The 17,396-nt window shown below is 69.6% G+C and carries 21 protein-coding genes; 15 read left to right on the top strand and 6 right to left on the bottom strand.

Translation table 11 applies throughout. The annotated features are described in order from the left end of the window. Nucleotides 1-5: 5 nt before the first annotated feature. The 4 genes from AB0M88_RS41085 to AB0M88_RS41070 are packed head-to-tail and all read left to right on the top strand — an operon-like array spanning nucleotide 6 to nucleotide 2,887. Nucleotides 6-1,235: a cysteine desulfurase gene (locus AB0M88_RS41085; protein WP_364111452.1), complete on the top strand. Its 1,230-nt coding sequence runs from the start codon at nucleotides 6-8 to the stop codon at nucleotides 1,233-1,235. Continuing rightward, nucleotides 1,235-1,681: a Fe-S cluster assembly sulfur transfer protein SufU gene (gene sufU, locus AB0M88_RS41080; RefSeq protein ID WP_364111450.1), complete on the top strand. Its 447-nt coding sequence runs from the start codon at nucleotides 1,235-1,237 to the stop codon at nucleotides 1,679-1,681. The genes AB0M88_RS41085 and sufU overlap by 1 nt, the downstream gene beginning before the upstream one ends. Next, nucleotides 1,678-2,112 (top strand): metal-sulfur cluster assembly factor, encoded by a 435-nt coding sequence (locus tag AB0M88_RS41075; RefSeq protein WP_364111448.1) that lies wholly within the window; start codon nucleotides 1,678-1,680, stop codon nucleotides 2,110-2,112. Before sufU ends, AB0M88_RS41075 begins: the two co-directional genes overlap by 4 nt. Before the next feature lie 34 nt (nucleotides 2,113-2,146). Beyond that, nucleotides 2,147-2,887, top strand: a complete 741-nt coding sequence (locus AB0M88_RS41070; RefSeq protein ID WP_364111446.1) for a maleylpyruvate isomerase family mycothiol-dependent enzyme — start codon at nucleotides 2,147-2,149, stop codon at nucleotides 2,885-2,887. 160 nt (nucleotides 2,888-3,047) lie between these two features. Here the strand turns inward: AB0M88_RS41070 and AB0M88_RS41065 are convergent, their stop codons facing one another. Continuing rightward, nucleotides 3,048-3,626: a YdeI/OmpD-associated family protein gene (locus AB0M88_RS41065; RefSeq protein ID WP_364111444.1), complete on the bottom strand. Its 579-nt coding sequence runs from the start codon at nucleotides 3,624-3,626 to the stop codon at nucleotides 3,048-3,050. A gap of 26 nt (nucleotides 3,627-3,652) precedes the next feature. On the opposite strand from AB0M88_RS41065, the gene AB0M88_RS41060 reads away from it, so the two are divergent. Further along, nucleotides 3,653-4,483 (top strand): hydrolase, encoded by an 831-nt coding sequence (locus AB0M88_RS41060; RefSeq protein ID WP_364111442.1) that lies wholly within the window; start codon nucleotides 3,653-3,655, stop codon nucleotides 4,481-4,483. Here AB0M88_RS41060 and AB0M88_RS41055 read toward each other — a convergent pair. The 3 genes from AB0M88_RS41055 to AB0M88_RS41045 form a co-directional block, all read right to left on the bottom strand. Then, nucleotides 4,480-4,770, bottom strand: a complete 291-nt coding sequence (locus AB0M88_RS41055; protein ID WP_364111440.1) for a hypothetical protein — start codon at nucleotides 4,768-4,770, stop codon at nucleotides 4,480-4,482. The two genes, AB0M88_RS41060 and AB0M88_RS41055, sit on opposite strands and share 4 nt — an antisense overlap. An 85-nt stretch (nucleotides 4,771-4,855) precedes the next feature. Then, entirely contained in the window at nucleotides 4,856-5,386 is a 531-nt protein-coding gene (locus tag AB0M88_RS41050; protein WP_364111438.1) for a hypothetical protein, read from the bottom strand. Between the two features lie 220 nt (nucleotides 5,387-5,606). Beyond that, entirely contained in the window at nucleotides 5,607-6,293 is a 687-nt protein-coding gene (locus AB0M88_RS41045; protein WP_364111436.1) for a histidine phosphatase family protein, read from the bottom strand. A gap of 255 nt (nucleotides 6,294-6,548) precedes the next feature. On the opposite strand from AB0M88_RS41045, the gene AB0M88_RS41040 reads away from it, so the two are divergent. Beyond that, nucleotides 6,549-7,142, top strand: a complete 594-nt coding sequence (locus AB0M88_RS41040) for a LysE family transporter (RefSeq protein ID WP_364111434.1) — start codon at nucleotides 6,549-6,551, stop codon at nucleotides 7,140-7,142. A gap of 18 nt (nucleotides 7,143-7,160) precedes the next feature. Here AB0M88_RS41040 and AB0M88_RS41035 read toward each other — a convergent pair whose 3' ends face one another. Next, nucleotides 7,161-7,850, bottom strand: coding sequence for a DNA alkylation repair protein (locus AB0M88_RS41035; RefSeq protein ID WP_364111481.1), 690 nt, complete (start codon nucleotides 7,848-7,850; stop codon nucleotides 7,161-7,163). An 86-nt stretch (nucleotides 7,851-7,936) separates the two neighbouring features. Between AB0M88_RS41035 and AB0M88_RS41030 the strand changes: the two genes are divergently transcribed. Further along, a complete protein-coding gene (locus tag AB0M88_RS41030) occupies nucleotides 7,937-8,569 on the top strand; it encodes an acVLRF1 family peptidyl-tRNA hydrolase (RefSeq protein WP_364111432.1) in 633 nt (210 codons plus the stop codon). On the opposite strand, the gene AB0M88_RS41025 is transcribed toward AB0M88_RS41030, so the two are convergent. Next, nucleotides 8,570-9,505, bottom strand: coding sequence for a neutral zinc metallopeptidase (locus AB0M88_RS41025; protein ID WP_364111479.1), 936 nt, complete (start codon nucleotides 9,503-9,505; stop codon nucleotides 8,570-8,572). Nucleotides 9,506-9,729: 224 nt separating this feature from the next. Between AB0M88_RS41025 and AB0M88_RS41020 the strand changes: the two genes are divergently transcribed. The 8 genes from AB0M88_RS41020 to AB0M88_RS40985 form a co-directional block, all read left to right on the top strand. Continuing rightward, entirely contained in the window at nucleotides 9,730-11,334 is a 1,605-nt protein-coding gene (locus AB0M88_RS41020) for an ABC-F family ATP-binding cassette domain-containing protein (RefSeq protein WP_364111430.1), read from the top strand. A 438-nt stretch (nucleotides 11,335-11,772) separates the two neighbouring features. Then, nucleotides 11,773-12,000, top strand: coding sequence for a helix-turn-helix domain-containing protein (locus AB0M88_RS41015; protein WP_014441759.1), 228 nt, complete (start codon nucleotides 11,773-11,775; stop codon nucleotides 11,998-12,000). A 26-nt stretch (nucleotides 12,001-12,026) separates the two neighbouring features. Further along, nucleotides 12,027-12,788 carry an enoyl-CoA hydratase/isomerase family protein gene (locus tag AB0M88_RS41010; RefSeq protein WP_364111477.1) on the top strand — a complete coding sequence of 254 codons (762 nt, stop codon included), beginning with the start codon at nucleotides 12,027-12,029 and terminating at the stop codon, nucleotides 12,786-12,788. An 88-nt stretch (nucleotides 12,789-12,876) separates the two neighbouring features. Beyond that, complete coding sequence (locus tag AB0M88_RS41005) at nucleotides 12,877-14,811, top strand: ABC transporter ATP-binding protein (protein ID WP_364111475.1); 1,935 nt, start codon at nucleotides 12,877-12,879, stop codon at nucleotides 14,809-14,811. Nucleotides 14,812-15,029: 218 nt separating this feature from the next. Next, entirely contained in the window at nucleotides 15,030-15,599 is a 570-nt protein-coding gene (mug, locus tag AB0M88_RS41000) for a G/U mismatch-specific DNA glycosylase (protein ID WP_364111428.1), read from the top strand. 476 nt (nucleotides 15,600-16,075) lie between these two features. After that, nucleotides 16,076-16,861: a site-specific integrase gene (locus AB0M88_RS40995; protein ID WP_364111426.1), complete on the top strand. Its 786-nt coding sequence runs from the start codon at nucleotides 16,076-16,078 to the stop codon at nucleotides 16,859-16,861. A gap of 20 nt (nucleotides 16,862-16,881) precedes the next feature. Further along, nucleotides 16,882-17,175 (top strand): helix-turn-helix transcriptional regulator, encoded by a 294-nt coding sequence (locus AB0M88_RS40990; RefSeq protein WP_364111424.1) that lies wholly within the window; start codon nucleotides 16,882-16,884, stop codon nucleotides 17,173-17,175. A gap of 30 nt (nucleotides 17,176-17,205) precedes the next feature. Next, a partial coding sequence (locus AB0M88_RS40985) for a hypothetical protein (RefSeq protein WP_364111422.1) occupies nucleotides 17,206-17,396 on the top strand: 191 nt, incomplete at its 3' end.

The raw sequence follows: 17,396 nt of genomic DNA, 5'->3' as shown, positions 1-17,396 counted from the left end.
CTTCGATGACGTTCGACGTGGCCCGCATCCGCAAGGACTTCCCGATCCTCGACCGGGAAGTCAACGGGCACCCGCTGGTCTACCTCGACAGCGCCAACACCTCGCAGAAACCGGTGCAGGTGCTCGACGTTGTGCGCACGCATTACGAGCAGCACAACGGGAACGTGTCCCGCTCGGTGCACACGCTCGGCACCGAGGCCACGTCGGCGTACGAACAGGCGCGCGGCAAAGTCGCGACCTTCATCAACGCTTTCAGCGCGGACGAGATCGTCTTCACCAAGAACTCCAGCGAGGCGATCAACCTGGTCGCGCACTCGGCCGGCCGGCATCTTCGGCTGGGCCCGGGTGACGAGATCGTCATCTCGGAGATGGAGCACCACTCCAACATCGTCCCGTGGCAGCTGCTGTGCGAGCGCACCGGCGCGACGCTGCGCTGGTTCGGCATCACCGACGACGGCCGGCTCGACGAGTCCGGGCTCGACTCGCTGGTCAATGAGCGCACCAAGCTGGTCTCGGTCGTACACATGTCGAACACGCTCGGCACGATCAACGACGTCAGCCGCATCGTCGCCCGGGCCCACGAGGTCGGCGCGCTGGTCATGCTCGACTGCTCCCAGTCGGTGCCCCACCTGCCGGTCGACGTGCGGGCGCTCGGGGCCGACTTCATCGCGTTCACCGGGCACAAGATGCTCGGCCCGACCGGCATCGGAGTGCTCTGGGGCCGGTTCTCCCTGCTCGAGCAGATGCCGCCGTTCCTCGGGGGCGGCTCGATGATCGAGACCGTGACGATGGCCGGGACGACGTACGCCCCGCCGCCGGCGCGTTTCGAGGCCGGGACGCCACCGATCGCGGAGGCCATCGGCCTGGGCGCGGCCATCGACTACCTCTCGGCGATCGGGATGCGGGCGGTTCACGAACACGAGCGGGAGCTCACCGCGTACGCCCTGAAAGCGCTCGCGGACGTCCCCGGCGTGCGCCTCTTCGGACCGACCGAGCCCGAAGGGCGAGGCGGGACGCTCTCTTTCGGGGTGGAAGGTGTGCACCCGCACGATGTGGGGCAGATCCTGGACGCACTGGGAGTCGAGGTGCGGGTCGGGCACCACTGCGCAAAGCCGACGTGCGCGCGTTTCGGGGTGCCGGCGATGACCCGGGCGTCGTTCTATATCTACAACACCACCGACGAGGTCGACGCGCTGGCGCGAGGTCTCGGCGAGGTGCGGAAGGTGTTCGGCTGATGATGCTCGACGGCTTGTATCAGGAGATCATCCTTGATCACTACAAGCATCCGCACGGTCGTGGGCTGCGTGATCCCTTCTCCGGGGAAGCGCACCACGTGAACCCGACGTGTGGGGACGAGATCACCGTGCGGGTGGCCTTGTCCTCCTCGGACATTTCTGACATTTCGTACGATGGGCTCGGGTGCTCGATCAGCCAGGCGTCCGCGTCGGTGCTGCACGAGCTGCTGTCGGGCCAGGATGTCGCCTCGGCGGCGGGAATCCACGAGGCCTTCGTCGCGCTCATGCAGGGGCGCGGCCAGGTCGAACCCGACGAGGACGTGCTGGGGGACGCGGTGGCCTTCGCCGGGGTGGCGAAGTTCCCGGCCCGGGTCAAATGCGCTCTGCTGCCGTGGATGGCGTTCAAGGACGCCGCGGCACGGGCCGGTGTGGAGGTTAAGGCATGAGTGAATCCGCTACCGGTTTCTCCTCGGAGGAGCCGACCTGGCTTGCTGAAGACCGTGCGTCGTCGGGAGAGCCGGTCATCGCGCCTCCGGCCGCCGCGGCGGTCTCGAAGGCCTCGATCGCCGACATCGAAGAGGCGATGAAGGACGTCGTCGACCCCGAACTCGGGATCAACGTCGTCGACCTCGGCCTGGTCTACGACACGTTCGTCGACGACGAGAACGTGGTCACGCTCGACATGACGCTGACGTCGGCGGCGTGCCCGCTGACCGACGTGATCGAGGACCAGACCCGCAGCGCGCTGACGACCGGCCCCGGTGGCGGCCTGGTCAAGGACTTCCGCATCAACTGGGTGTGGCTGCCGCCGTGGGGCCCCGACAAGATCACCGATGACGGGCGCGAGCAGTTGCGGGCGCTCGGCTTCAACGTCTGACAACCTGTCGCACCCCGGTGGTAAGAACCGGGGCATGACTTTCGACGACTACCTCACCCAGATCGACGATCGCTCGGCGGCGCTGCGTTCCGCAGTCGCCGCCGCGCCGTCTCTCTCCCTTCGCGTGCCGGGCTGTCCCGATTGGACCCTGGCCGACCTGGTCGAGCATCTCGGTGGCGTCCAGATGTTCTGGACCGTCGTCGTGTCCTCGGCCGACGCGAGCGCCCCGCCGCCGAAAGACAAGACCGACTTCGAGTCCCCGACCGGTGACCTGGTCGCGTGGTCGGCGTCGGCGACCACCCAGCTGCTCGACGCGCTGCGTGTGGCCGGCCCTTCGTCGCCGTCCTGGGCCTGGTGGGGCGGGTCGGGCGCTCCGATGAACGCCGGCGCCGTGGCCCGCCACCAGGTGCAGGAGGCGGCCGTGCACGCCCGCGACGCGCAGGAGACGATCGGGCGGGCGGCACCGCTGCCCTCGGCGGTGGCGGCCGACGGGGTGGCCGAGTTCCTGTCGGTGCCCCTGGCCTCGCTCGGACCCTGGCCGGGGCCACCGGTCCGCATCGCCTTCGCCGCCTCGGACGGACCGACGCACGTGGCCGACCTGTCGCCGTCGGGAGTCGCTGTCGACCCGTCCTCGCCCGGCGCGGCCGCGTTGACCGTGCACGGCACGACGAGTGAGCTGGTGCTGGGTCTCTACAACCGCATCCCGCTCGACAGTCTCCGGGTGGAGGGTGACGCCTCGGTGCTGGGCCCGCTGATCAGTTGGGCCGAGAGCTAGGCGTGTTCGCCGGTCCGTTGGGGGTGTTTGCCGGGCAGCTGGGGGTGCTTCCCGGCAGTTGGGGGTGCTTCCCGGCAGCTAGGGGTGCTTGCCGGCAGTTGGGGGTGCTTGCCGGGCAGCTAGGGGTGCTTCCCCGCAGTTGGGGGTGCTTGCCGGGCAGTTAGGCTCGCTCGCCGTCCAGGTCGCCGATGAATCGGGCGATGTGCCGGGCGCGGGTCTCGGCGCGTTTGGCCTGGCCGAGGCGGAACAGGATCGCCCATCGGTTCTGGCCGGTGAGGGCGGCGAACGCGGCCGCGGCGGCGGGATTGGCGTCCAGCGCGGCGCGCAGATCGTCGGGGACCGGCGCGTCCTTGAGGCGGTAGGCGGCGTCCCAGCGGCCGTCCGCCTTGGCCCGGTCGATCTCGGCCTGCCCGGCGGCCCGCATCCGGCCGGCGGTGATGAGCCGCTCGACGTGCCCCCGGTTGATCTGCGACCACGGGCTGGCCCGCCGCCGCGGGGTGAACGCCTGCTGCACGAAGTCGTCATCGTGGCGGGCGACCTGGCCGTCGATCCAGCCGAAGCAGAGCGCGACGTCGAGCGCCTCCGGGTAACGGATGCCGGGCACGGTCGCCGCCTTCTTCAGCAGCAACAGCCGCACCCCGCCCTCGGGTGGTTGAGCGTCGAGGAACGCCTCCCACTGGTCCGGCGAGGTGAAGTGCAGCAGCGGCTTATCGGCGAAGGCGACCATCCCGGTAACCATAGGCTCCTCCTCGGTAGCGTTGGGGCATGCGTGAGATCGTTTTGAGTGGCTGGGCGCCGTACGCGATAGCCGCAACCCCGGACGGCCCGGTGTGGATGACCGTGCTCTCACCGGCCGGCCTGGCGCGGCTCTCACGGGACGGCACGGAGGTGACGCTCCGCGAGCTCCCGGCGAAGCCGATGCTGCTCGCGATCGGCGCCGACGGCACGGTCTGGCACACAAGCCAGGACGGCCGGATCGGGTACGACGGGGAGTCGTGGTTCCCGCTGCCGGACGGAGCGGCGCCGTATGGGATCGCGGCAGCTCAGGACGGGGGAGCCTTCTTCAGCGCGCCCGGCATCGACCGCATCGGCCACATCACCGCGTCGGGTGAGATCACCATGGTCGAGGCAGCCGGTTACGCGGCCATGGTCGCGGTCAGTGACGATGGCGCGGCGTGGGTGGCGCTCAACGCGGCCGGCAAACTCGCGCGGTGGGACCGGTCTTCACTGGACATCGTGGACATTCCGCCGGGGCGTACGGCTGCGGCGCCGGTCGGCATCGCCGCCGCCGGCCATGGCGGCAGGGTCTGGTATGCCGACATCGCCGGCGGAAGCGTCGGCCTGGCCGACGCGGACGGGGTGATCTCGCGGGTGGAATTCGACGCCCCGGGGTGCCGCCCGCACGCGGTGGTGGCGGCGCCGGAGGGCGGGTGCTGGGTGACGCTGTGGGGGTCGGGGCAGTTGGCGCGGGTGAGCGCGGACGGGTCGGCGACGCTGATCGACCTGCCGGGCAAGGAGCCGCACGGGCTGGCGCTGGTGGGGGACGAGGTCTGGGTCGCGATGGAGAGCGGCTCCGTGATCCGCGTCGACGCCTAGCGCCCCGCGTCGGCGATAATCTCGCGGAGCATGTCGGCGATTTCTCGGAGGAATTGCAGAGCGCCCGCGTCGGACGGGTCGTCGAGGACCCAGTTGCCATCCCAGCCGACCAGGTGCGCGAGGCTGCCGTCCATCGGCGGGTCAGCGATGACCGCGTCGAGCGCGCGCAGAACGCGGCGGTGCGACTCGACGCTGATCTGCGCGATCCGTTCCTGGCGGGTGCGCACCTCGCCGAAGCTCGCGGCGTCGCCGAACTCGGTGGCCAGGAAGGTGCGGAGCGTTTCCATGGCCGGCTTCGCATCCTGCCTCGCTGCGTGGTTCCGAAGCCGATCGGCGAGTTCTGACCGGTTCATCGGCGCTCCCTCCATGGCCTCACATTAGTCCCGACGGGAATGCGGTGACGATGAACGGCTGGGGCGGGTCCGCGCCCGGCACCAGGTTGATCGTGATCGAGACGAAGCTGGTCGTGGAGAACCGCGACTGCCGGGGACCGGCGCCGTACATCCCGACGTTGTAATAGCCCTCGCCGACCCGGTGATGGGCGTCGAACTTGTCTCGGTGAACGCCGTCCATCGCGAGATTGCTGCGGATCTCCTCCCAGTTCTCGCGGACGTAGTCGTTGATCGTCCGGTTCATGGTCGACGGATCGGTCCATCGGTGAGAGAAGTTCTCCGGCTTGGCCCAGGGGGAGTCACCGTGGATGCGGCCCTCGATCGTGCGGGTGGTGGGGTCCCGTTGGAGCGGAACATCGGGCCCGTGGCGCTCGACGGTGTGTGCGTCCTGGTCGCGAAACAGCGCGTCGTTGTTCGCCACGTTGAACTTCGGCGGTTGATCGCTGAGTTTCTCGTAGCGGTCCATCTTTTCGGCGAGCTCGACTTCGTCGCTGCTCGGCACGTGTCGCATGGGCTCATTCGCCCGGTCCGCGGTGGGCCGGCCGCTCTCTGCCACCAGCGCGACGCGGTCCTGAGCGCGTCGGACACTGCCCACTCCGTCGTCGGCCCCACCTGCGGCGTGGCGCCTCGAACCGGGCGGGCCGCCGTCATCCGGTCCGTCTCCCGAGCCGTGGTGTCCCCGCGATCGTGCCATCGAGCGACCAGGATACGAACTCTCCGCAACTGTCCAACTACAGATGGTCGATACTGTTGTAGCGGTCCAACATCAGCCGCCCGTCCCGCTCCACGAACCGGCTTATCGACGCGTTGCGTACGGAGCCGGCCGCCCGTTCCATCTCGACGACCTGGTCCCAGGTGAGCGACTCGATGACTGCCCTCATCATCAGCACGACGGCGTCGTGGGCGACCACCACCACCCGCTTCCCCGCCTGGTCGCGGTTGAGGTCGGCGAGGAACGATCCCAGCCGTACCTCCACATCGGCGAAAGCCTCGCCGCCCGGCGGCGCATAGCGGTATTCGCCGGCCGCCGCCCGGCGGGCGGCCTCGTCCGGAAACCGGGCCGTCACCGCCGCCGAGGTCATCATTTCCAGGTCGCCCAGCAGCCGGTCGACCAGCCGATCGTCGGTCAACGGTGCTGGGAACCGCAGGCCCGACGCGGCGGCGGCGATCCGCCAGGTTTCCCGGGCCCGCAGGTAGGGCGACGTGATCACGACCTCGGGAACCCCCGAGGGCGGCAGCGCGGCCAGCCATCGCCCGACCGCTGCCGCCTGCTCTTCGCCGAGCGGGGTCAGCGGCACCGATGCGTCGCGGCCGCTGACCTCGGCCTCCATCAGGCCGGCCGCGTTGGCCGCCGGAAATGCCACATTAGCCAGGCTCTGCCCGTGCCGGACGAGGATCAGTTCGGCCACCACATCCATGATCGGACTCTATTACCCCGCGCTCCGCCATGCCGATCCGGAAGCTGCTCACGCTGGTCGCTGTCCAGGCCTGACCGACGGCGCGTCCTTCACCTGATCTGACCGGGTAAATCGGTGGCGCGGACATCGGACGCGCCGGAATGATGGCCGCGTGACCAAGCCGAAAATGCTCCGTGCCGTCTCTGTCGCTGTGGCCGATCGGGCCGCCCGACAGCAGACCGGCCCCGGCGTTCCGGCGGTCCATCGACAGCTGTCGTGAGCGCCCCGTTCCTGGCCGGCGTCGCCGCCGGCTATGGCATCGCCGTGCCTGTCGGGGCGATCGGGGTGCTGATCGCCGGGCTCAGTGCCCGCACGTCGCTGCGGGTCGGGGCGGCCGCCGGGCTCGGTGCGGCCACGGCCGACGGCATCTATGCCACCGTGGCCGTGCTCGGGGGAGCGGCGGTCGCCGACCTGATCGCCCCGGTGGCGACGCCTCTGCGGTGGGCCGCGGCGGTCGTGCTGCTCGGCCTGGCCGCGATGACGGCGTGGGGCGCGTTCCGCAAGCGGGCCCCGCAGGACGCGCCGGAGCGCCCGGCCACCGCGACCCGGGCCTATGCCGCGATTCTCGCTCTCACCCTGCTCAATCCGGCCACCGTGATCTACTTCGCGGCGCTGGTGATCGGGCACGGGGGTGCGGGTGGCGGGCCCTGGTTCGTGATCGGCGCGTTCCTGGCGTCGGCCAGTTGGCAGCTTCTGATCGCCGGCAGCGGTTCGCTCGTGGGCCGGCTGCTCACCGGGCCGCGCGGCCGGACGATCACCGCGCTCGTCTCCAGCGCTGTGATCGCGATCCTGGCCGTACGTCTCCTCTGACCTGCCGGCCCGGCAGCACTACAGGTGTTTGGTGGCCTCGCGCACCGACAGCGGCGACAACCGCGACTCATTGGCGGCGACGAATTTCCGCACCGCGCCCGGATCTGTTCGCGCGTAGTGCCGCAGCGCCCAGCCGATCGCTTTGCGCACGAAGAAGTCGAGGTGTGAGGCCTGGCCGAGGCAGTAGCCGAAAAGCCGGCCGGTGTCGGTCGCGGTGCCGTAGTGCAGTTGATGCAGAATCGCCGTCCGCACCAGCCACATGTCGGATTCCACCGACCAGGCGTCCATCGTGGCCACGAGCGACGGGTGCAGCCGCACCAGATCGCCGACGAACCGGGTGGCCAGCGCGTCGACCGTGTCCCACCAGGGCTTCGTCGTGATCAGCGTGCGGGCTGTGTCGATGAAAGGCGCGTCCGCCGCGCGCACGTGCTTCCGCAGGTAATCACAGGCGACATATTGGTATTCGCGTTCATCGCGCGACCAGCATTCGAGCGCGACCTCTCGAAGGTCGGAAACCGAAGGCGAGGACAACCCGGCGAACACCTTCCGCTCCATGGCCCGCAAGGCGGGCGCGGGCAGACCGGCGTACGGAAACTGGTCGCGCATGTAAGCCCGCATGGCCGCCGCCCGCTCGGGGTCGCGAGACGCCGCGAAGCCCTCGTCGAGCCGTTGCAGCAGTAGCGAGGCCAGGTCACCCACGAATGGCATCATGTCAGGTTCGCCGGCTCGAGGCCCTGTCGGCCGAACCGGTGCAACCGGAACGGCCACGCGGCGGTCGCCGTAGGGTGACGAGAATGGGTGAACGGGCGGCCGCCGGCGGCGGGAAATGGGTCGATGTCGCGCCGGAACGGTTGGCGCGATGGATGGAGAACTTCGGGGCCCGGCACGGGGCGTACCGGGAAAGTGGCCTGACCCTCATCGCGGCCGACGGCGCCTCGGCCGAGCTCAGCCCACCGCCCGGCGTGCGGGAGGCCGAAACGGTGGCCGAGCTGGTCCGCCGGGCGCAGGAACCGCGGCGCCTCGGTTTGCTTCTGGCCCGGAAAGGCGCGGTCGCCGTCGGCATCGCCGAGGGCGCGGAATTGGTCGCGTCCAAGGTCGACACGCATTATGTGCAAGGGCGGACGGCGGCGGGCGGCTGGTCGCAGCAGCGCTTCGCGCGCCGCCGTGACAATCAGGCGAAAGCGGCGGCGGCCGACGGCGCCGGCATTGTCGGGCGCATTCTGCTTCCTGAGGTACGCCGATTGGCCGCGCTGGTCACCGGCGGCGACCGTTCCGCCATCGACCTGATTCTGGCCGCACCACCATTGGCCCCGCTGTCGGCGCTGCGCGACGGCCGTGTTCTCGATGTGCCCGAGCCCCGGCACGCGGTTCTGGTGTCCGCGGTCGCCGGGGCCCGGGCCGTGCCGATTCTGGTGAAGGAACCCTGATCAGTCGCCCTCGACGACCGCGCCGTCGGCGAATGTGTCGCAGTTCGCCGGCGTGCCCGATTTGTAGCCGAGGGAGAACCATTTCTGCCGGTCGGCCGACGTGCCGTGGGTGAATTCCTGTGGGTTGACCTGCTGGCCGGCCTGCTTCTGCAGCGTGTCGTCGCCGATCTGACCGGCGGTCTGGATGCCCTGCTGGATGTCGTCCGCGGTCAGGCTTTTGAAGATCTTCTGCCCGTTGGACGACGTCGTGCCGGTCGCGCCCTTGGCCCACACCCCGGCGTAACAGTCGGCCTGCAGCTCCAGCTTCACCGAGAGCAGGTTCTTCTGCGAGTTGGACGCGCCCTGCTGGAGTTGGCGCATCTTGGCCTCGGTGCCGACCAGGTCCTGGATGTGGTGGCCGTACTCGTGGGCCAGCACGTACGGCTGGGCGAACTCGCCCGGCGCTCCGAGCTGGTCGGCCAGCTGCTTGTAGAAGGTGAGGTCGATGTACACCTTGTTGTCGGCCGGGCAGTAGAACGGCCCGGTGCCCGAGTCGGCGGCGCCGCAGCCGGTGTTCACCTGGTTGGAGAAGAAGTCGGTCGACGCCGGCTGGTAGCTCTTGCCGAAGTATTTCGGTTCGGCCTGGGCCCAGAAGTTCTGGATCGAGTTGACGTAGAGCGCGTTGCGGCAGTCGAGCTGCTGGAGCTTGTCGCTCTGCGAGCATTTCTGGTTGAGGCTCGTGTTGTCGCCCGAGTCGCCGGTCATCTTGTTGACCCCGAAGTAGCCGCCGACCACCGCGACCAGCAGGAAGATCACGATGCCGACGATGCCGCCGCCCCCGATCGGGATCGGCAGGCCGCCGAAGCCACCTCCGCCGCCGAACCCGCCTCCGCCTCCGCCTCCGCGTTGATCCTCGATTTGACTGGTGTCGATGTCGGCGTTCTCGTTGAGCTCCATGTCGTCCTCGTCCTCGTCTTCGCTCAGCCGAATCGGCAAGGGTGTGCGCGGAGTACCCGATGATCTTGATCGTTAATCGGTTGGGAGGCCGCGCACGGCCCCGGGTAGTATGGCGGGGTGCTGCTCTGCGAACGCTGACCTGCCCCGGCGCCGACCCTTTTAGCTGGCCGGCGCCTTTCGTGTGCCCGGAGTCAGCCTTTTCTTCCCGAGAGCGAGCGTTTCAGATGATCACCGCCACCGGACTCGAACTGCGTGCCGGCGCCCGCATCCTGCTGTCCCCGGTCACCCTGAGGGTGCAGCCGGGCGACCGGATCGGCCTGGTCGGGCGCAACGGCGCCGGCAAGACGACCACCCTCAAGGTGCTGGCCGGCGAGGGCCAGCCGTACACCGGTGAGGTGACCCGCACCTCCGAGGTCGGCTACCTGCCGCAGGACCCGCGCACCGGCGACCTCAACGTCACCGGCCGCGACCGCGTGCTCTCCGCCCGCGGCCTCGACACCATCATCGCCGAGATGCAGAAGCTGGAGATCAGCCTCGAGGAGAGCGCGGAAGAGAAGCTGATCCGGCGCTACGGCAATCTGGAGGACCGGTTCGCCGCGCTCGGTGGCTACGCCGCCGAGGCCGAGGCCGCCCGCATCTGCTCCAACCTCGGGCTGCCCGACCGGGCCCTGGCCCAGACCATCGGCACCCTCTCCGGTGGCCAGCGCCGCCGCATCGAGCTGGCCCGCATCCTGTTCGCCGACTCGGGTCAGAACGGCAAGGGCATCCTGCTGCTCGACGAGCCGACCAACCACCTCGACCAGGACTCGATCGCCTGGCTGCGGGGTTACATGGCCCAGCACAAGGGCGGCCTGGTCGTGATCAGCCACGACGTCGAGCTGCTCGAGGCCGCGGTCAACAAGGTGTGGTACCTCGATGCCAACCGCTCGGTGGTCGACATCTACAACGTCGGCTGGAAGAAGTATCTGGAGTCACGGGAGACCGACGAGCGCCGGCGGCGCCGCGAGCGCGCCAATGCCGAGAAGAAGGCCGGCGCGCTGATGGCGCAGGCCGACAAGATGCGGGCCAAGGCGACCAAGACGGTCGCCGCGCAGAACATGGCCCGCCGGGCCGAGAAGCTGCTCGGTGGCCTGGAGGAGACCCGCGTCTCGGACCGGGTCGCCAAGGTACGGTTCCCCAACCCGGTGCCCTGCGGCAAGACTCCTCTGACGGCGACCGGGCTGTCGAAGTCGTACGGGTCCTTGGAGATCTTCACCGACGTCGACGTGGCGGTCGACCGCGGCTCCCGGGTCGCCATCCTCGGTCTCAACGGTGCCGGCAAGACGACCTTGCTGCGCATGCTCGGCGGCCTGCTCGCCCCCGACACCGGCGAGGTGCGGCCCGGGCACGGCCTGCGGCTCGGCTATTACGCCCAGGAGCACGAGACGCTCGACGTCGACCGGACGATCCTCGAGCACATGCGCAGCGCCGCGGCCGACCAGACCGACACCGACCTGCGCAAGATCCTCGGTGCCTTCCTCTTTTCGGGTGACGACGTCGACAAGCCGGCCGGGGTGCTCTCCGGCGGCGAGAAGACGCGACTGGCGCTGGCCACCCTGGTCTGTTCGGGGGCCAACGTGCTGCTGCTGGACGAGCCGACCAACAACCTCGACCCGGTCAGTCGCGAACAGGTGCTCGACGCGATCGCCAACTACCCGGGCGCGATTGTGCTGGTCACCCACGATGCGGGGGCCGTGCAGGCGCTCAAGCCGGACCGCGCGATCCTGCTGCCGGACGGCGACGAGGACGCGTGGAGCGACGACCTCCTGGAGCTCGTCGAACTCGCGTGATCCGTCACGCACCGTGGCGGTGATCGATAATCATGGGGATCGTCAGTTGTCAACTGGTGCCCACACAGACAGTGCGATGTTCGGGTCTTCGCGGTCGGGCCGGTCGACGCTTCGGCCGGACCCGACCGGCCGACAGCGGACGGTGCCCACCGCATCGACGGTCTGTCATGTCGCCGACCGGACCGCCCTCGATCAAGTGTTTTCGCAGGTGATCGATGGTCTTGGGCGCCGGAGGCGGCATCGTCCCCCCGCGCCGCTTAGCGCCTATCCCTAACATCAGTTAACTGTCTGACATTGATGCGCGTGGACAGCGTCAAGTTCCTGACACTGATAAATGGGCACGTTGGCTAAGCCAGGATGCCTAGCGCATGATCGTTGGAGGCGGTCTAATAGGTGGGACCGTATCGAACCGCACAGTCTGGGACGTGAGGATTCAACATGGCAGCCACGGGCACAGCCACCAGCACTGAGAAGGGTCGCCGAATCGTCGGCAGCGAGCGACAGTCGCTAGCAAAGGATCTGGTCAAGCGGTACACCTCCGGCGAGAGCATTCGCGCGCTGGCGGCGTCCACCGGACGGTCCTACGGATTCGTGCACCGGGTGCTCACCGAGTCTGGCGTGCAGCTTCGCCAGCGCGGCGGCGCTCGCCGGCGCAAGAAGGCGTGACTTCCGTCAACACCGACCCCGGGGCATTGAAGCCCGCTGACGAGGCGGGTGTGCGCTACGACCTGGACGGGCCGGTCGCAACGGTGACGTTGTGCCGGCCCAAGGTTCTCAATGCGCAGACTCCGGCGATGTGGGCCGAGCTCGGCAACATTTCCCGGAAATTGCCAGGGTCCGTCCGAGTCGTCATTGTGCGCGGTGAAGGGCGTGCCTTTTCCGCGGGCCTGGATCTGTCGGCGGCCCGAGGCGAAGGCGATTCTTCTCTGGCCCGACTCGCGCAGTTGTCCCCCGAGGAGTGCGCGGATCGGATTGCCGGCTTCCAGTCCGCCTTCACCTGGTTGCGCAACCCGTCCGTCGTCACCATCGCGGCGGTCCGAGGGCACGCGATCGGCGCCGGCTTCCAGCTCGCCCTCAACTGCGACATGCGGATCCTGGCCGATGACGCACGGTTCTCCATGGCCGAGGTGACTCTCGGTCTCGTACCCGACCTTGGCGGAACCAAACGCCTGGCCGAGCTCGTCGGGCCCAGCCGGGCCCTGGAGATCTGCCTGACCGGCCGGCGGATCCCGGCCGACGAGGCCGACCGGCTCGGCCTGGCCACCACGGTGGTCCCGGGCGATCAACTGGACGCCGCGGTCGCCGATCTCACCGCGGCGATTCTCGCCGCCGACCACGGCGCGGTCTCCGAGATCAAGGCCCTGATGACCGGCGTCGGCACGCGGACGTACGCCGAGCAGGACCGCGCCGAGCGCGAGGCGCAGACCCGGCGCCTGCGGGACCTGATGGAATAGCACCGTCTCCTCCCGAAGTTGTCGTACCCACCGGGCAGACTCTTGTCCGCACGGCCGACGACGTTGAATCGGGAGGTCACGGATGAGCATGCAGAGTTGGAGCATGCTGCGGTCGATCCAGACCTCGGACCGGGTCAAGCAGCATCAGTTGTCCCGCGGCACCACGCGCCGCATCCTGCGCTTCGCGGCGCCCTACCGGCGCGACATCGTGGTGTTCCTGGTCACTGTGGTGTTCGACGCGGGCATCGGGGTCGCCACCCCACTGCTCGCCGGCCACGTGGTCAACGCCATCACCGGCGGCGGTCACGGGGCGGCTGCCCTGGTCATCAAACTCGCGATCGCGATCGCCCTGCTGGCGGTCGTCGACGCGTTCCTCTCCCTCGCCCAGAGGTGGTATTCGGCGCGCATCGGCGAGGGCATCATCCTCAACCTGCGCACCCGGGTCTACGACCACGTCCAGCGCATGCCGCTGCAGTTCTTCACCCGCACCCAGACCGGGGCCCTGATCAGCCGGCTCAACAACGACGTCGTGGGCGCCCAGCGCGCCTTCACCTCGACGCTCTCCGGCGTGGTCAGCAACGTCATCCAGCTGGTGCTCACCGCCGCGGTGATGTTCAGCCTGTCCTGGCCGATCACGGTGCTCTCGCTGGCGCTGCTGCCGCTGTTCATCATCCCGGCCCGCCGGGTCGGCAAGCGGCTCGCCGACATCACCCGCGAGTCCTACAACCTCGACGCCAAGATGAACGCGACGATGACCGAGCGGTTCAACGTCTCCGGCGCGCTGCTGGTAAAACTGTTCGGCCGGCCCGACACCGAGGCGGCCAAGTTCGGCGAACGGGCCGAGCGGGTCCGCGACATCGGCGTCCAGCAGGCGATGTTCTCCCGCACGTTCTTCGTCGCGATGCTGCTGGTCGCGTCGCTCGCGCAGGCTCTGACGTACGGCCTGGGCGGCTGGCTCGCCGTCACCGGCAGCGTCACCGCGGGCACCGTGGTCACGCTGGCGCTGCTGCTGACCCGGCTGTACGGTCCGCTCACGGCACTGAGCAACGTGCGGGTCGACGTGATGAGCGCGCTCGTCTCGTTCGACCGGGTCTTCGAGGTGCTCGACCTCAAGCCGGGCATCGACGAGAAGCCCGACGCGGTGCCGGTGCCGGCCGGCTCGGGCCGGGTCGAGTTCCGCGACGTGCACTTCCGCTACCCGAGCGCCGACGAGGTCTCGCTGGCGACACTCGAAGACGTGGCGACCCTCGACCGCACCGAGCACGCGCCGGTGCTCAAGGGCGTCAGCTTCACGGTCGAGCCGGGCCAGATGGTCGCGCTGGTCGGCCCGTCCGGCGCCGGCAAGTCGACGACGTCGATGCTGCTGCCCCGGGTTTACGACGTCACGTCGGGCGCGGTGCTGGTCGGCGGGGTCGACGTGCGCGACGCGACGCTCGACTCGCTGCGCGACACGGTCGGGGTGGTCACCCAGGACTCCCACCTCTTCCACGAGACGATCGCGGAAAACCTGCGCTACGCCAAGCCCGGCGCCACCGACGACGAGATGTGGGAGGCGCTGCGCGGCGCCCAGGTGGCCGACCTGGTGCGCACACTGCCCGACGGCCTCGACACGGTGGTGGGGGAGCGCGGCTACCGCTTCTCGGGCGGCGAGAAGCAGCGCATTGCGATCGCCCGCCTCCTGCTCAAACACCCGTCGATCGTCATCCTCGACGAGGCGACGGCCCACCTCGACAGCGAATCCGAGGCGGCGGTCCAGCGCGCCCTGGCGGTCGCGCTCCGCGGGCGTACGGCGTTGGTCATCGCCCACCGCCTCTCCACCGTCCGCGACGCCGACCAGATCCTGGTCCTCGACCAGGGCCGCATCGTGGAACGAGGCCGCCACGAAGAGCTGGTCGCGGCGGGCGGGCTCTACTCGGAGCTCTACCGCACCCAGTTCGCCGCGGCGTCCCCGGCGGCCGCCCCGACCCCGTTCGCCGACGAGGTCGAGATCGTCACCGTCCCGGCCGGCACGGTCGAGCCGTGAGCGGCCCAGCCCTGGGCGGCCCGGCTGTGGGTGGGCCGGCTGCGGGCGACTCGGCTTCGAGTGGCCGGGCTGTGGGTGGCCCGGCTGCGGGCGGTCTAGCTGTGGGTGGCTCGGCTTCACCGCCGATCGGCGGCTCTTCGGTGGCGGTCTTCTCGGCCGGGGCGGGAGCGGCTGCTAGCGGGCGGGGGGAGGCTGTGCCGGCGAGGGCCAGGTCGGCCGTGGGCGGTGATGCCGGCGTACTGCGGAAGCCGACGGCGGCCGAGGTGGCCGCCGCGGCCGATCGGACGATTCCCGACGTGGGCGGGCCCGGGCTGCGGGTGTTGTTCTCCGGGATCAACCCCAGCCTCTACTCGGCCGCGACAGGTCACCACTTCGCCCGGCCGGGCAACCGGTTCTGGCCGGCGCTGCACCGGGCCGGCTTCACGGGGCGCCAGTTGCACCCGTCCGAGCAGTTCGAACTTCCGGCGACCGGAATCGGGATCACCAACGTGGTCGCCCGGGCGACCGCTCGGGCCGACGAGTTGTCCGCGGCCGAACTCACCGAGGGCGGCGCCATTCTGGTCGCCCTCGCCGGGAGGTGGCGCCCGCGCTATCTGGCGATCCTTGGCGTGACCGCCTATCGAACGGCGTTCGGCCGCCCGAAGGCCGCGCTGGGCCTCCAGCCTGAATCGCTGGGCGGCGTCCCGGTCTGGGTGCTGCCCAACCCGAGCGGGCTGAACGCGCACTACACGGTCGACACCCTGGCCACCGCCTACGCCGAACTCCGCCGCGCCGCCTGGGACGAGTAACCGGTCATCGGATAGGTCGCCGAGAGCTGGACCGCCGGCCCGAGCGGCATTGATCTGGGGCTGGCTCATGTTCGCCGGCGCCGGCTTCGTCCTTGTGCCTGGCCAGAACAGATCTTTCCTCATCTATTGATCTTTGAGGTTGTTGATCGATATGTTAGGCGCCGCCTTACTAAGTTAGGTGGGAAGAAGGTGTCCCGAGGTGGTCGCTGGCCTGCGTGTGATCAGCGGCGGCGCTGCCGCAGTCGAGCCGGTGCCTGCCGATCCGTGGGAGTTCCAGGTCCAATGCGTCGACGCGTTTGTCGCGTCGTGGCGAGCGTGCGGGTTCAGCCAGGTGACGATCGACAACGACATCGGTCTGCTTGAGCGGACGCTGACGGCGTTGGGCCGGCCGGCGTGGGACGTCACGCCCGAGGACGTCGACCGGGTGGTGGGCGACCTGGCGGTGGCCGGCCGTAAGGCGTCGACGCGGCGCGAGTATGTGCAGACCTTCAAGGCGTTCCACCGGTTCCTGCAGGTCCGCAAGGCCGCCGAGATCGAAGCGGGATTCGGCGTCCGCCTGGTCTGCCCGGTGGATGAGTTCAACGCGGCGCGGCATGTGGGTGACGACTCGCCGCAAGCGATGCCGCCACCGACGCCAGAGCGGGTGGCGGAGTTCTTCGAGTTCCTCAAGGGGCCGGATCGCCACTGCCCGCAAGTACGCGCCGGCGGCGCGCGACTATGCGCTGTTCCGGACGCTGTATCACGCCGGATTGCGCTCCGACGAGGCGTCCATGCTCGAGCTGCCGGATCTGCATTTCGGGCGCGGGCCGTTCGGGAAGCTGCATGTGCGCTTCGGGAAGGGCGCCCGGATGTCCGGGCCGCGGCCGCGGTGGGTGCCGATGCTCGACAGCCTGGATCTGGTGCTGCGCTGGTTCGTTGACGACGTGCGCGGCCGGTTCCCGGACTCGCCGGTGCTGTTCGCTGACGAGTCCGGCGGACGTCTGCATCGCGGAACGATCCGTAACCGGCTGCGCCGGCTGATGCAGCTGGAAGGTCGCCCGGAGGGCGACTGGTTCAGTCCGCATGCGCTGCGCCGGGCCTGCGCGACACACAACTATGAACGCGGCGTTGACCTCGTGGCGATCCAGCAGTTACTCGGGCATTGGACGGTCAGTTCGACGATGAGGTATGTCCGGCCGTCCACCACGTTCATCGAGGACGCCTATCGGCGGGCGGTGTCGAGCACCCTCGCCGAGCTGACGGGAGAGGGGCCGGCGACGTGAAGATCCGATGGCGGTTGCGGATGGCAGCGGCCCAGCGCGAGGTGTGGTCCGGCAGCGAGCTGCGGCGGCTGCTGGCTGAACGCGCTGGCCTGGAGTTGTCCGCGGCGTCGGTGTCGGCGTTGCTGACCAAGGAGCCCTCGCAGATCAAGATGTCGACGCTGATCGCGTTGTGCACCGCGCTGCAATGCACCCCCAACGACCTGCTTGAGGTTGACACCACGCCGGTTGCGCAGGCCGCTCCGGTGAGCCGTCCGAGTGTGGTGGAACCGCCGAAGGCGGTCGGTGACGGGCGGCGATCCATGCCGCCGGTGTAGTTGCTCGACCAGACCTGACCCGAGGAAAGCATGGGTAAGCGGGAACGCGACTGCGTCGGCTGCGGCGCACCGGTCGGCATCATCGGCCGCGAACACTGCTGCCGGTGCACCCAGCGCCGGCGGGAGGCCGCGGCGAAGGCCGCCTGCCCGGGCTGGGGCCGGCCGCGCGTGGTGCAGGCCGCGACCCGCCCAAGCATCCCGTGCGCGCGGCGCGGGGGTGG

The sequence above is a fragment of the Actinoplanes sp. NPDC051411 genome (assembly GCF_040682075.1).
Lineage (GTDB): Bacteria > Actinomycetota > Actinomycetes > Mycobacteriales > Micromonosporaceae > Actinoplanes.
This window is presented reverse-complemented; position numbering and strand designations above follow the sequence as displayed.